Annotated in this window: 11 protein-coding genes; 10 read left to right on the top strand and 1 reads right to left on the bottom strand. The window is 51.3% G+C overall.

Features of this window, described 5'->3' with window-relative positions:
• The first annotated feature begins 244 nt into the window (after positions 1 to 244).
• On the top strand, positions 245 to 763 hold the full coding sequence (locus V2546_RS04470; RefSeq protein ID WP_329751655.1) for a shikimate kinase: 519 nt from the start codon (positions 245 to 247) through the stop codon (positions 761 to 763).
• Positions 764 to 780: 17 nt separating this feature from the next.
• Positions 781 to 2373 carry an AAA family ATPase gene (locus tag V2546_RS04475; RefSeq protein ID WP_329751656.1) on the top strand — a complete coding sequence of 531 codons (1593 nt, stop codon included), beginning with the start codon at positions 781 to 783 and terminating at the stop codon, positions 2371 to 2373.
• Positions 2374 to 2620: 247 nt separating this feature from the next.
• Here V2546_RS04475 and V2546_RS04480 read toward each other — a convergent pair whose 3' ends face one another.
• A complete protein-coding gene (locus V2546_RS04480; RefSeq protein ID WP_329751657.1) occupies positions 2621 to 5542 on the bottom strand; it encodes a translation factor GTPase family protein in 2922 nt (973 codons plus the stop codon).
• Between the two features lie 311 nt (positions 5543 to 5853).
• On the opposite strand from V2546_RS04480, the gene V2546_RS04485 reads away from it, so the two are divergent.
• The 8 genes from V2546_RS04485 (at position 5854) to truB (ending at position 13559) form a co-directional block, all read left to right on the top strand.
• Positions 5854 to 6321 (top strand): ribosome maturation factor RimP, encoded by a 468-nt coding sequence (locus V2546_RS04485; RefSeq protein WP_118298977.1) that lies wholly within the window; start codon positions 5854 to 5856, stop codon positions 6319 to 6321.
• 15 nt (positions 6322 to 6336) lie between these two features.
• Positions 6337 to 7521 (top strand): transcription termination factor NusA, encoded by a 1185-nt coding sequence (gene nusA / locus V2546_RS04490; RefSeq protein ID WP_118530684.1) that lies wholly within the window; start codon positions 6337 to 6339, stop codon positions 7519 to 7521.
• Between the two features lie 20 nt (positions 7522 to 7541).
• Complete coding sequence (gene rnpM / locus V2546_RS04495) at positions 7542 to 7823, top strand: RNase P modulator RnpM (RefSeq protein WP_021904668.1); 282 nt, start codon at positions 7542 to 7544, stop codon at positions 7821 to 7823.
• Positions 7810 to 8115, top strand: a complete 306-nt coding sequence (locus V2546_RS04500; protein WP_118530688.1) for a L7Ae/L30e/S12e/Gadd45 family ribosomal protein — start codon at positions 7810 to 7812, stop codon at positions 8113 to 8115. The genes rnpM and V2546_RS04500 overlap by 14 nt, the downstream gene beginning before the upstream one ends.
• 84 nt (positions 8116 to 8199) lie before the next feature.
• Complete coding sequence (infB, locus tag V2546_RS04505) at positions 8200 to 11031, top strand: translation initiation factor IF-2 (RefSeq protein ID WP_329751658.1); 2832 nt, start codon at positions 8200 to 8202, stop codon at positions 11029 to 11031.
• Positions 11032 to 11053: 22 nt separating this feature from the next.
• Positions 11054 to 11446, top strand: a complete 393-nt coding sequence (gene rbfA, locus V2546_RS04510) for a 30S ribosome-binding factor RbfA (protein ID WP_118298980.1) — start codon at positions 11054 to 11056, stop codon at positions 11444 to 11446.
• Positions 11447 to 11554: 108 nt separating this feature from the next.
• Positions 11555 to 12601: a DHH family phosphoesterase gene (locus V2546_RS04515; RefSeq protein ID WP_329751659.1), complete on the top strand. Its 1047-nt coding sequence runs from the start codon at positions 11555 to 11557 to the stop codon at positions 12599 to 12601.
• A 55-nt stretch (positions 12602 to 12656) separates the two neighbouring features.
• Positions 12657 to 13559 carry a tRNA pseudouridine(55) synthase TruB gene (gene truB / locus V2546_RS04520; RefSeq protein ID WP_118530696.1) on the top strand — a complete coding sequence of 301 codons (903 nt, stop codon included), beginning with the start codon at positions 12657 to 12659 and terminating at the stop codon, positions 13557 to 13559.
• The last annotated feature ends 1 nt before the right edge of the window (position 13560 follow it).

Genomic DNA, 13560 nt, shown 5'->3' on the forward strand with positions numbered 1-13560 from the left:
CAACGCAGTCACCCGCGAGCTAAGAGGAAGCCAGCTCCCCGCATCATGCACTCCTGCCCGGAAGCTCACCGCTGGGAGATATTGGGTGCTAAGAAGGATGCGCTGGCGGAAGCTTACTGCAGTGCCTGCGCTAATCCCCGGCTTGCAGTTCTTTTTTATATCTGCTATACTTTTCTTAATGATACCTGTGAGGACAGAACGGAAATTCTGTGTGGCACGGGCGGCGAAAGAGGAGAATGTAAGGATGGCAGGACTGAAGGAACATATTTTTCTGATCGGATTTATGGGATGTGGAAAGAGTACGAATGCGGCGCGTCTGGCGGAGATGACCGGGGCGGAGCAGGTGGAGATGGATCAGGAGATCGTGAACGGGGAACAGATGGAGATCGCGGAGATCTTTAAGGAGAAAGGTGAGCCATATTTCCGGTCACTTGAGACGGAGCTGATCCGTAGTTTTTCAGACCGGGATCCGGCGGTGATTTCGTGCGGGGGCGGAGCCGTGCTGAAGGAGGAGAATGTCCGTCTTATGAAGAAATGCGGAAAGATTGTCCTTCTCACAGCGACACCGGAGACGATCTACGGGAGAGTCAAGGACAGCACAGAGCGCCCGGTCCTGAATGGAAATATGAATCTTTCTTACATTGAGGATCTGATGGAAAAGCGTCGTCCGAAGTATGAGGCAGCCGCAGATATCACCGTTGCAACGGATGGAAAGACAACGGAGGAGATCTGTGGGGAGATCCTTGGTAAGTGCGGAAAATAAAGAAGGGAGGATTTCACATGGGAAGTTACCTGAATCCGGGAAGCAAGGGATTTCAGGAGAGCCTGAATTCTGAAATTTATGTAGATAAGACAGGTCTGATCGAAAAAACGAATGCAGTTTTGGATACAAGACAAAAGTTCCTATGTGTGAGCCGACCAAGACGTTTTGGAAAATCAATGGCAGCAGATATGCTTGCTGCTTATTATGAGCGTGGGGAAGATGCAGATTTATTGTTTCGTTCGCTGAAGATCAGCAAAGCGGAATCCTATCGTGCTCAGTTGAATCAATATGATGTGATCAAGGTAAACATACAGGAATTCCTCAGCATGACAGGAAGTATGGATGAGATGCTTTCGATGTTGAAAAAATATCTGGTGTTTGATCTCATGGAACATTTTGATGATGTTCGTTTTCGGGATGAGAGTAATCTGATCCAGGTAATGAAAGATATTTATGCAAAGACGAAACGAGCATTTGTGATCCTGATCGATGAATGGGACTGCCTGTTCCGGGAATACCAGCAGGATCAGGATTCACAGAAGAAATATCTGGATTTTCTGCGGGCATGGCTGAAGGATAAAGAGTATGTTGCTCTTGCGTATATGACAGGCATTCTTCCGATAAAAAAATACGGATCACATTCTGCGTTAAATATGTTTACAGAGTATTCCATGACAGATCCGGGGGAGCTTGCGGAGTATTTTGGATTTACCGGACAGGAAGTGGCACAGCTCTGTCAGAAATATGAGATGGATTTTGACGAAGCAAAGGCATGGTATGATGGATATGGGCTTGTCGCACACCGGCAGTCCGGGGATCAGTATTATTCCATGTACAGCCCGAAATCTGTTGTAGAGGCCATGCTCAGACATAAGTTTGGAACATACTGGAATCAGACGGAAACTTATGAAGCACTGAAGATCTATATCCAGATGAATATGGATGGGCTGCAGGATTCAGTCGTCAGAATGCTTGCAGGCGAGGAAGTGTACGTCAATATTGGTACATTCAGTAACGACATGACGACTTTTGCGACAAAGGATGATGTCCTTACGCTCTTGGTACATCTTGGATATCTGACTTATAATAGTACGAATGGGACAGTGGAAATTCCCAATAAGGAAGTTTCGAAAGAATATGTCAATGCGATCAGTACCATGAGCTGGCATGGAGTTGCGGATTCGGTGGAAGCATCCCGCAGATTACTGGATGCACTGTGGAAAATGGATGCTGATGCAGTGGTAGCAGGAATCGATAAGGCACATGAAAAGATTTCTATTCTTCAGTATAATGATGAAAATTCACTTAGCTGTACGGTCAGTCTTGCATTTTATTTTGCGAGAGAATATTATGCGATCGTGCGTGAACTGCCATCAGGAAAAGGATTTGCTGATATCTGTATGATCCCACGGAAACATCATCTGGATAAACCGGCAATTATCATAGAATTAAAGTGGGATAAAGGTGCGGATGCCGCGCTGGCACAGATAAAAGAAAAGCAGTATGGGAATGCATTGAAAGATTACCATGGAAATTTACTGCTGGTGGGGATCAATTATGATAAGAGTACAAAGAAACATGAATGCGTAATCGAATCCATGAAAAAATAATGGATCGGATAAGATAAAAAAGAGACCTTCACGGTCATCCCAAAATTTTCAGAAGCTGAATATGTCAGCGGCAGAAAATTGGGAAGACAGGTGAATGTCTCTTTTTTTGTTCTCCGGGAAAATTAGATGAAACTTTCCGGAAAAAGGCAGTATGTGCCAGGAATGTGCACTTGCGAGAAGCCTGAGAATGCCGCAGGCAACCGCGCAAGGCAGAAAAATGAGAAATTCCGCCATTTGCGAAAAATGACTACGGCATCTCCGGTTTCTTCCCCAGCCGCACATCTTCTAGATATTTTCTCGTCTCCTCATCGGCGTGCAGGAAGAGGTAATTCTTCGCACTGCCGGTATGCTTTCCTTTCTCCTCGGAGATCAGCTTTCCGACACGCTCGATCTCCTCACGGAAATCCCTCGCGGACCAGAGGATGCACCCCTGACTGCGGATGATGAGCTGGATCACGCCGTCGGAGGTTGCTACGGTGGTGCGGTAACGCCTGCCGATACGGATCGCGACTTTTTCGATGTACTGGTCTGCGGTCTCCGCTTCTTTTGTATACACAACGTGGATGTTGTGATATTTCTGGACTTTCTCGACACCGCCCGGAACCTTGTAGGCGTCGAAGACAACGATGACGCAGATCTTCCGGAATCCCTGATAATTGCTCAAGATGTCCATGAGCTTGTAGCGGGCCGCATCGATATTGACGGCGGCAAGCTCACTCAGCTCGTCCCATGCAAAGATGATGTTGTAGCCGTCGACGAGAAGATATTCGTCTTCCGGCTCCTCTTTCTCTTTTGACGGTTTTACAGGAGCTGTATTTTTGGCTCGGATCACGGTGCGGGAGTCATAGTCCGAGGCGAGTTTTCGCTTCGGTTCGCCGTATGTACGGGTGAAGATCGCCTGGAGTTCCTTATCATCATAGAAGGAGAGAGAGCCGTCTCCGCGGCCGCGGGAAGAGCCGGAACCTGTATTTGCAGCAACCGCTGCCTCAGAAACAGCACCAGAGGGACTGCCGGAACGAAACTTTGTACTGCCGCCGGCTGCTCCGGCCGGAACCTTCCCGGCCGCCACATCGGCCTCCATCGCCTGGAGCCGTTCATTTGCCTCTCTTAAATCCCGCTCCTGCGCTTCCTTCGCAAGCTGCTTTGCGAGCGGACTCTCCACATGCATATAGTTTTTCACTTCGTTCCACGGAACGACAAAGCCGGCGCCGTGGGAGCAGAAAACAGATCCTGCCGGGTCCTGAAGGTCAAAATCGAAATCATATCCGGAAGCAGCGATGACTTCCTCCGCGTTGTGGCACGGTTCATACCCGGAAAGGCTGAGCGTCAGTCTTCCGCGTCCTTTCGTGTAGGAGATCACATCCCGCTGGTAGTTCCGCATCGTGGAAACCGGCGCGGTCCCGGTGAGCAGAGCCATTGCGCCGTCCTGCTCCGGTGCGGAAAATTCACCCTGCATCCGGTCGAGGTCCGCCATCGCGCGTCCGAGATTCTCGGACGGAACCTCCAGACGGAATGCGTAGTAAGGCTCCAGGAGCACACATCCCGCCTCACAGAGTCCCTGACGGACGGCCCGGTAGGTCGCCTGACGGAAATCGCCGCCCTCGGTATGTTTCAGGTGGGCGCGTCCTGCGATCAGCGTGATCTTCATGTCGGTGATCTCGGAACCGGTCAGGATCCCGCGGAAGCGTTTTTCTTCAAGATGCGTTAAGATCAGACGCTGCCAGTTCTTATCCAGCATATCTTCGCTGCAGTTTGCTGCAAAGACCATCCCACTTCCCGGTTCGCCCGGTTCCATCAGGAGATGGACTTCCGCATAGTGGCGGAGCGGCTCAAAATGGCCGACTCCTTCGACGGTCTTTGCGATCGTTTCTTTATATACAATATTTCCTTCCCCGAATCCGATCTCCACGCCGAAACGGTCTTTTACCTGGCTCTTTAAGATCTCCATCTGCACATCGCCCATGACCTGCGCCTGGATCTCGCCGAGTGTCTCATCCCAGACGATGTGGAGCTGCGGGTCTTCTTCCTCGAGCATCCGCATGTTTTTTAGCATCGTGTGGGAATCGGTCCCGAACGGCAGCAGGATCCGGTAGGTGAGGACAGGCTCTAAAAGCGGGAGAGAACTCTCGGAGGCAGATCCGAAGACCTGCCCCGGTCTTGTATCGGAGATGCCGGTGACAGCGACGATCATTCCTGGTTCCGCTTCCTTGAGCGCCTCAAATTTTGCTCCGGAGTAGAGGCGGATCTGGTTGATCTTTTCCTCAGAATCAGTAAGAGAATCCCGGACTTTTAAACTGCCGCCGGTCACCTTGAGATGTGTCATCCGAACACCGGCTTCGTCGCGGGAGATCTTAAACACTTTTGCACCGAAATCTGCCGGATAGTCCGGACATGACGCGAATTCGCCGAATGCGGTCAGAAATTCCCGGACACCGGTAAGCTTTAAGGCAGAGCCGAAAAAGCACGGGAAGAGCTTCCTGTCGTGGATCGCTTTACGCACATCTTCTGTTTTTAAGACTCCGTCTGTCAGGTAGGAGTCCAGGAGCTCTTCGTCACAGGTGGCGATCTCCTCAAAAATCTCTTCACCGGATCTCTCATTTCCGGAACTGGACCGTGCGAAAGAGTCCACTGTCATTCCGCTTCCGGAACCGTCTGACGAAACATTTCCAAAGTCAAGAATCTCTCCGTATCCGGAAATCCCCGTAAAATCCACGATCGCCGGATCCAGCCGTTCTTTTAAGGATGCCAGGACCGCTTCTTTATCCGTCCCTTTCTGATCCATCTTATTGACAAAAATAAATACCGGGATCCGGTAGCGTTTTAAGAGTCTCCAAAGAGTTTCCGTATGTCCCTGCACTCCGTCGGCCCCGCTCACGATGAGGACCGCATAGTCGAGGACCTGCAGCGTCCGCTCCATCTCCGCGGAAAAGTCCACATGTCCCGGCGTATCAAGGAGCGTCACGGAGGCGTCGCCTAACGGAAAGACCGCCTGCTTCGAAAAGATCGTGATGCCCCGGGCGCGTTCCAGCGCGAAAGTGTCTAAAAACGCGTCCCGGTTGTCCACACGCCCCATTTTCTTTAATTTTCCTGTTTCATATAAAATTGCCTCGGACATGGTCGTCTTGCCGGCGTCGACATGTGCGAGGATCCCGATCACGAATCGTTTCATATATTATCTGGTCTGCTTTCTAAATAATTAAGATAGGAACAGTATATCAGAAATCCGTCATCCATGCAATGAGACGGAAGAACCATCGGTAAAATCCTGCTGCAGCGCGATGACAGAGGGAGAACGATCCGGCAAAGATGCACAGAAATCCCGCAAATAGGCATATTTCCAAGTAAACCCCTTGATTTTTCCGAGCTTCTGTGGTACGATAACTATCGATAACATAAGTAACCGGTCAAAAGAGTGGACGAAACGTCCACTCTTTCGTTTTGCATAACCGGAAAGATCCGGCAGAGAGGCGGTGGAAACCCATGGCAAGAAGAGAGGAATATGAATCCAGGGTCGAGAAGTTTTTAACCCCGATCATGGAAGAGAACAATTATGAACTGGTCGACGTGGAGTACGTGAAGGAAGCTGGTACCTGGTACCTGAGAGCGTACATCGACAAAGAGGGCGGTTTTACAGTGGATGACTGTGAGATGGTATCGAGACGTCTGAGCGACTGGCTCGATAAAGAGGACTTTATCGATGACAGCTATATCCTAGAGGTGAGCTCCCCGGGACTCGGAAGACCGTTAAAGAAAGAGAAAGACTTTAAGAGAAGTCTCGGTGAGGCGGTCGACATCAAGCTGTACCGCGCGATCGACAGACAGAAAGACTTTTCAGGGATCCTCACAGCATATGACGCGGACACCGTGACGATCCGCTACGAGGATGGTTCCGAGAGTACATTCAATAGAAAAGACATTGCCTTAATTCGTCTGGCATTCGATTTTTAATAAGGAGGATAAAAAATGAACAAGGAACTGATGGAATCGATGAACATACTCGAAAAAGAGTACAACATCAGTAAGGACACATTGCTGGAGGCCATCGAGAACTCCCTTCTCACTGCCTGCAAGAACCATTTCGGCAAGGCCGACAATGTGAAAGTCATCATTGATCCGGATGGCTGCGATTATTCCGTATATATGGAAAAAGAGGTCGTTGAGAACGTGGAGGATCCGATCACACAGATCAGCCTCGCCGACGCAAGAATGATCGCTCCGAGACATGTCCTTGGCGACATCGTCCAGATCCCCATTGATTCCCATGATTTCGGCCGTATCGCGACCCAGAACGCAAAGAACGTGATCTTACAGAAGATCCGCGAGGAGAGCCGGAAATCCCAGTTAAGCGAGTGGCAGTGCAAGGAGAAAGAGGTCGTTACCGGTATCGTTCAGCGTTACATCGGCCGCAATGTCAGCGTAGATCTCGGAAAGATCGATGCGATCCTCCCGGAGGCTGAGCAGGTCAAAGGCGAGACCTTCCAGAGAACCGAGCGTATCAAGGTTTATATCCTGGAAGTCAAGGACAGCCCGAAAGGACCGAGAATCTCCGTATCCAGAACCCATCCGGACCTTGTGAGACGTCTGTTTGAGGCCGAGATCGCAGAGGTTCGTGACGGTACCGTTGAGATCCGCGCGATCGCCCGTGAGGCAGGTTCCAGAACAAAGATCGCAGTCAGCTCTACAGATCCGAACGTAGATCCGGTAGGCGCATGTGTCGGCTTAAACGGCGCGAGAGTCAACGCGATCGTAAATGAGCTCCGCGGTGAGAAGATCGATATCATCAACTGGGATGACAACCCGGCATTCCTGATCGAGAACGCACTGAGCCCTGCAAAGGTCATCTCCGTTGTTGCGGATGAGGACGAGAAAGAGGCACAGGTCATCGTTCCGGATTACCAGTTATCCTTAGCGATCGGTAAAGAAGGACAGAACGCAAGACTGGCTGCAAGACTGACCACCTACAAGATCGATATCAAGAGCGAGACACAGGCGAGAGAGCTTGGACTCTTCGATGATATGGACTTCGGCGAGGAAGGTTTTGAGGGCGAGTACGAGAAAGATGTAGAGCCGGCAGGAGAAGAAGCTCCGGCAGAAAATGAAGCTCCGGCAGAGGAGACTTCCGAAGCACAGGCCGAGACAGAAGAATAGGAGAGAAGGGAACGACGACAGTGAGTACAGTAAAGAAGGTTCCGCAGAGACAGTGCATCGGCTGCGGTGAAATGAAAAACAAGCGGGAGCTGATCCGGGTTTTAAAAGGTACTGACGACGTGATTTCCATCGACGCGACCGGGAGAAAAAACGGACGCGGCGCATACATCTGCCCATCCATGGCATGCTTTGAAAAGGCAGTGAAGAGCCGTGGACTGGAACGCTCCTTTAAAATGGCAATTCCAAAAGAAGTTTACGAAAGTCTGAAAAAGGAGATGGAACAGATCGATGAACAGAAATAAGATCCTTGGACTTTTAGGACTCGCGGAGAAGGCCGGAAAGGTCAGAAGCGGCGAGTTTTCCACAGAAAAAGCGGTAAAGTCCGGAAAAGCCGGGCTGGTGATCGTGTCGGAAGAATCTTCGGACAACACGAAGAAAATGTTCCGGAACATGTGTACTTACTATAAAGTCCCGTACTTTGAGTTCGGAAACAAGGAAGAACTCGGCCACATCCTGGGAAAGCAGATGAGAGCGTCCCTGGCGGTGATCGATCCGAATTTTTCCGAGGCACTGTTGAAGCATTTTGCCGATTAGGAATGTGAAGCATCGGCAAGATCCAGTTGCGGTACACGGGCGAAAAGTGGCTGTGCACTGTAACGTGATTTGGAGGTAGCGAGCGTGAGTGAGTTTGAAAAGGATTTAGGAAAGAAAAAAGAGGGAACAGATACATTGAATCAGAATCAGGAGAATTCCACAAAGCCGGCAGTTCCGGCTGAGGGAGAAAATAATGCGCCGGCAGCACCGGCAAAGAAGAAATTTGCTGCGGTTTATCGTCCGCAGAACAGTACACAGAAGCGCCCGGCGGGAAACCGTACACAGGGCGGACAGAGACCGGCAAGACCGAACAACGGTTCCGGCATGCAGGTAAGACCGACGACAGGAAACGCACCGGCAGAAGCACCGGCAAAGACAGCCGAGACACCGGCAGCACCTGCACAGAAACAGGAGACAAAATCTGAGGCACCTGCAAAGGATCTCAGAGAGAATGTCCGTCCGCTCCCGAACCAGGGAAGAACAGACGGTCAGTCCCAGCAGAGAGAGAGCCGTCCGTTCCCGAACCGCGACGGCAATCGTGACAACCGTCAGGGCGGCTATCAGGGCAATCGCGACAATCGTCAGGGCGGTTACCAGGGCAGCAGAGACGGCAATCGTCAGGGCGGCTATCAGGGCAGCAGAGACGGCAATCGTCAGGGCGGCTACCAGGGAAGAAACGATGGAAACCGCCAGGGCGGCTACCAGGGAAGAAACGACGGAAACCGCCAGGGCGGCTACCAGGGAAGAAACGACGGAAACCGCCAGGGCGGCTACCAGGGAAGAAACGACGGAAACCGCCAGGGCGGCTACCAGGGAAGAAATGATGGAAACCGCCAGGGCGGCTACCAGGGAAGAAACGACGGAAACCGTCAGGGCGGCTATCAGGGAAGAAACGACGGAAACCGTCAGGGTGGCTTCCAGGGCAGAAATGACAACCGTCAGGGTGGAAACCGCGGCGGAATGGGCATGTCCAAACCGTCCTTCGATACTCCGCTTGCACAGAAGCAGCAGAATACGAAGCAGAGCAAGAATGCTTACAAGAAAGAGCATGACGCAAAGAAAGACCGCGACATGGAGATGAAAGGCAAACCAGGAAAGGGCCAGAAGGGCGTAAAAGCTCCGGTTATGCCGCAGCCGAAGAAGGAGGAGGCGAAGGTCGAGGAGATCAAGACCATCGTGATCCCGGAGGTTATCACCATCAAGGAACTCGCGGAAAAGATGAAATTACGTCCGGCTGATATCGTTAAGAAGCTCTTCTTACAGGGCACGATCGTGACGATCAACCAGGAGATCGACTTTGAGAAAGCCGAAGAGATCGCAATGGAATATGACGTTCTCTGCGAGAAAGAGAAGAAAGTCAATGTCATCGAGGAACTCTTAAAAGAGGATGAAGAGGACGAGAAGGACATGGTTCCGAGACCGCCGGTCATCTGCGTAATGGGTCATGTCGATCACGGTAAAACTTCTCTTCTCGATGCGATCCGCCAGACAAACGTTACCTCCAGAGAGGCAGGCGGCATCACACAGCACATCGGTGCTTATGTTGTAGATTACAACGGCCAGAAGATCACATTCCTCGATACACCTGGTCATGAGGCGTTCACAGCCATGCGTATGCGCGGTGCCCAGGCAACCGATATCGCGATCCTCGTAGTAGCAGCGGACGACGGTGTTATGCCGCAGACCGTTGAGGCGATCAACCATGCGAAAGCCGCAGGCGTTGAGATCATCGTTGCGATCAACAAGATCGATAAGCCGAGCGCAAACGTAGAGAGAGTAAAACAGGAATTATCCGAGTATGAGCTGATCCCTGAGGACTGGGGCGGAAATACCGTATTCGTACCGGTTTCCGCACATACAAAAGAGGGAATCCCGGAACTTCTCGAGATGATCCTTTTAACAGCAGAAGTAAAAGAGCTAAAGGCAAACCCGAACCGCCGCGCAAGAGGTCTTGTGATCGAGGCGCAGCTTGATAAGGGAAGAGGACCGGTCGCAACTGTTCTCGTACAGAAAGGTACGTTAAGAGTCGGCGACGCAGTAGCGGCAGGCTGCTGCTACGGTAAAGTCCGCGCGATGATGGACGACAAGGGCAACCGTGTCAAAGAGGCAGGCCCGTCCACTCCGGTCGAGATCCTCGGTCTCAATGACGTTCCAAACGCAGGCGAGATCTTCATCGCCCACCAGAACGAGAAAGAGGCGAGAAGCTTCGCTGAGACATTCATCGCTGAGAGCAAGAACAAGCTGATCGAAGATACAAAGGCAAAACTTTCCTTAGACGACCTGTTCTCCCAGATCAAGGCCGGAAATGTCAAGGAACTTCCGATCATCGTAAAAGCCGATGTACAGGGTTCCGTAGAGGCTGTAAAACAGAGTCTCGTAAAACTTTCCAACGAGGAAGTTGTTGTCAAAGTCATCCATGGCGGCGTCGGCGCGATCAACGAGTCCGATGTTTCCCTTGCATCCGCTTCCAACGCGATCATCATCGGTTTCAACGTTCGTCCGGACGCACAGGCGAAGTCCATCGCAGACCGCGAGAAAGTCGATATGCGTCTGTACCGTGTCATCTACCAGGCGATCGAGGATGTCGAGGCAGCTATGAAGGGTATGCTCGACCCGGTATACGAGGAGCAGGTAACCGGTCATGCGGTTGTCCGCCAGACATTCAAGGCATCCGGAGTCGGCACGATCGCTGGTTCCTATGTGCTTGACGGTAAGATCACCCGCGGAAGCAAGGCACGCATCACAAGAGACGGTGAGCAGATTTTCGAGGGACCGCTTGCATCCTTAAAGCGTTTCAAGGACGATGTGAAGGAAGTTGCAGCAGGTTACGAGTGCGGTCTTGTATTCGAGGGATTCAACGATCTCCAGGAAGACGATATGATCGAAGTTTACATCATGGTAGAGGTACCGAGATAGGTTTTAAAGAAGAGGTAATATCATGAGAAAAAACAGTGTTAAAAATATCCGGATCAACGGCGAGGTTCAGAAAGCTCTGAGCGAGATCATCCGCTCCGAGCTCAAGGATCCGCGCATTCATCCGATGACAAGCGTGGTCCAGGTCTCGGTCACACCGGACCTCAAGATCTGCAAGGCGTATATCAGCGTTCTTGCGGATGAGGAGCAGGCAAAAGATACGATCCGCGGCTTAAAGAGCGCGGAGGGCTTTATCAGGACCCAGCTCGCGAAGAAGATCAACCTCCGGAATACTCCGGAGATCTTCTTCGTGCTGGATCAGTCCATCGAGTACGGCGTCCGCATGTCAAAACTCATCGATGAGGTGACAAAGGATCTGCCGGATGAGGATGATAAGGAAGAAAACGACAACCAGTAGAAAATCTGGGGAATGATCGGAGCGGTCCGGAGGAGTATCCGGGAGTCGGCACGATCGGAACAGAAGACGCACCGCGGCTGCGGAAATGAAGCAGCCGCGGAGGATCATATGGAGGAATCCGGTCAGACGCGCGCGGCGCGGATTCTGCCGGATTTTTCTGATTACGAGGAGGCGAAAGCATTGGGAATTCTTGATGAGATGCTGGAGGGAAAGAAGAGCATCGTGATCTTAGGACATGTAAACCCGGATGGGGACTGTATCGGATCCTGCCTGGGACTTTATAATTATCTGAAGGAAAATTATGAGGGACTTGAGGTTTCGGTCTATCTGGAGAAAATGGGAGTGAAATTTTCCTATCTTTCCGGTTATAATGATGTACACACAGAATATGACGGAACAAAAACATTCGATCTTTGCATCACATCGGATGCCAGCGATGTTCCGCGCCTCGGTGCGTTCGCACCTTACCGGGAGACGGCAAAGGACACGTTCTGTATCGACCATCATATCACAAACAAAGGTCTCTGCAGGGTCAATGTGATCGAAAGTGGGGCGAGCTCCGCGAGCGAAGTGCTGTTTGGTCTCCTCGATCAGGACAAGATCAGCAAAGCGGTCGCAGAGTGCCTGTATACAGGGATTGCCCATGACACAGGCGTCTTCAAGTATTCCAACACCTCCAGGAAGACCATGGATATCGCGGGGTTCCTGATGGAGAAAGGGATCGATTTCCCGAAGATCATCGATGAGAGCTTTTTCGCAAAGACATACGGTCAGGCAAAACTTCACGGACGTGCGCTCCTCGACAGTGTCAGGATCCTCGACGACCGCTGCATCTATACTGTGGTGACAACGGATGAGTTAAAGGAATACGGGTGCACGGTCAAGGCGACGGACGGGATCGTGGACCAGCTGCGAGTCATTGAGGGCGCAGAGGTCGTATTCCTGCTCTATGAGACGGGAAATTCGGACGAATATAAGGTGAGCCTCAGGACGAACTCGGAGGTTGATGTGAGCAGGATTGCCCAGAGCTTCGGCGGCGGCGGTCATGTAAAGGCTGCAGGCTGCACGATGACAGGAAAGCCGGAGGAGATCGCAGAGAAGATCAGCGGAAAGATCAAAGAGCAGTGGGATGAAAATGCTGCTTTTCACGGGTGAAAATTTTCTGGAATGAAAATTCCGGGACCGTGTGTCCATAAGAGCGGAGGAAAGAATGTACGACGGAATTATTAACGTATATAAAGAAAAAGGATTCACCTCCCACGATGTCGTGGCGAAAATGAGAGGGATCCTCGGACAGAGAAAGATCGGTCATACAGGGACTCTTGACCCGGCGGCGGAAGGCGTTCTTCCGGTGTGTGCCGGAAAAGGAACAAAACTCTGCGATATGCTGACCGATCATGATAAGACATACCGGGCTGTTCTTCTTCTGGGAACGGAGACGGACACGGAGGATACAACGGGGACAGTGATCGGGACAAAGGACACGTCAGGACTTACAGAAAGTCAGGTCCGTGAGGCAGTCCTCTCCTTTACCGGGGATTATGACCAGGTTCCTCCGATGTATTCGGCGTTAAAAGTCGATGGAAAGAAATTATATGAACTTGCAAGAGAGGGAAAGACCGTGGAGCGGAAGGCGCGCCCGGTAAAGATCTTCGATATTCAGATCGAGACGATGGATCTCCCGGAGGTCACAATGACCGTGTCCTGCTCAAAGGGAACGTATATCCGGACCTTGTGCCATGATATCGGCGCGAAGCTTTCCGTCGGCGGATGCATGAAGGAACTGCTCCGCACGAAAGTGGGGAGATTTGAGATCAAAGACAGCCTGAAGCTGGATGATCTTCAGAAGTTGAAGGAGGAAGGGCGCCTCGGTAAGGTGGTACTTCCGGTGGAGGAAGTCTTTAAAGATCTTCCGGAGATCCGATCGGAGACGGAGGAGCTGGATAAGCTCTTAAAGAACGGAAATCCGTTCCGCAGCCGCGCGGCGAAGAATGTAACAGACGGGGACATGTTCCGCGTTTACCATTCGGATGGAACGTTTATCGGCGTATTTCGGTATGACGCGGAAAAACGGATGTACTATCCGGAGAAAATCTTTCTGGGAGGAAATTGAC

Origin of the sequence: Clostridium sp. CM74B_53, from assembly GCF_036318045.1 — a bacterium.
Lineage (GTDB): Bacteria > Bacillota > Clostridia > Lachnospirales > Lachnospiraceae > Pilosibacter.

Bases quoted from the DNA above. Each gene is read 5' to 3' on its own strand.
- V2546_RS04470 (WP_329751655.1), top strand. From the start codon at position 245: ATGGCAGGACTGAAGGAACATATTTTTCTGATCGGATTTATGGGATGT.
- V2546_RS04475 (WP_329751656.1), top strand. From the start codon at position 781: ATGGGAAGTTACCTGAATCCGGGAAGCAAGGGATTTCAGGAGAGCCTG.
- V2546_RS04480 (WP_329751657.1), bottom strand. From the start codon at position 5,542: ATGAAACGATTCGTGATCGGGATCCTCGCACATGTCGACGCCGGCAAG.
- V2546_RS04485 (WP_118298977.1), top strand. From the start codon at position 5,854: ATGGCAAGAAGAGAGGAATATGAATCCAGGGTCGAGAAGTTTTTAACC.
- nusA (WP_118530684.1), top strand. From the start codon at position 6,337: ATGAACAAGGAACTGATGGAATCGATGAACATACTCGAAAAAGAGTAC.
- V2546_RS04500 (WP_118530688.1), top strand. From the start codon at position 7,810: ATGAACAGAAATAAGATCCTTGGACTTTTAGGACTCGCGGAGAAGGCC.
- rbfA (WP_118298980.1), top strand. From the start codon at position 11,054: ATGAGAAAAAACAGTGTTAAAAATATCCGGATCAACGGCGAGGTTCAG.
- V2546_RS04515 (WP_329751659.1), top strand. From the start codon at position 11,555: ATGGAGGAATCCGGTCAGACGCGCGCGGCGCGGATTCTGCCGGATTTT.
- truB (WP_118530696.1), top strand. From the start codon at position 12,657: ATGTACGACGGAATTATTAACGTATATAAAGAAAAAGGATTCACCTCC.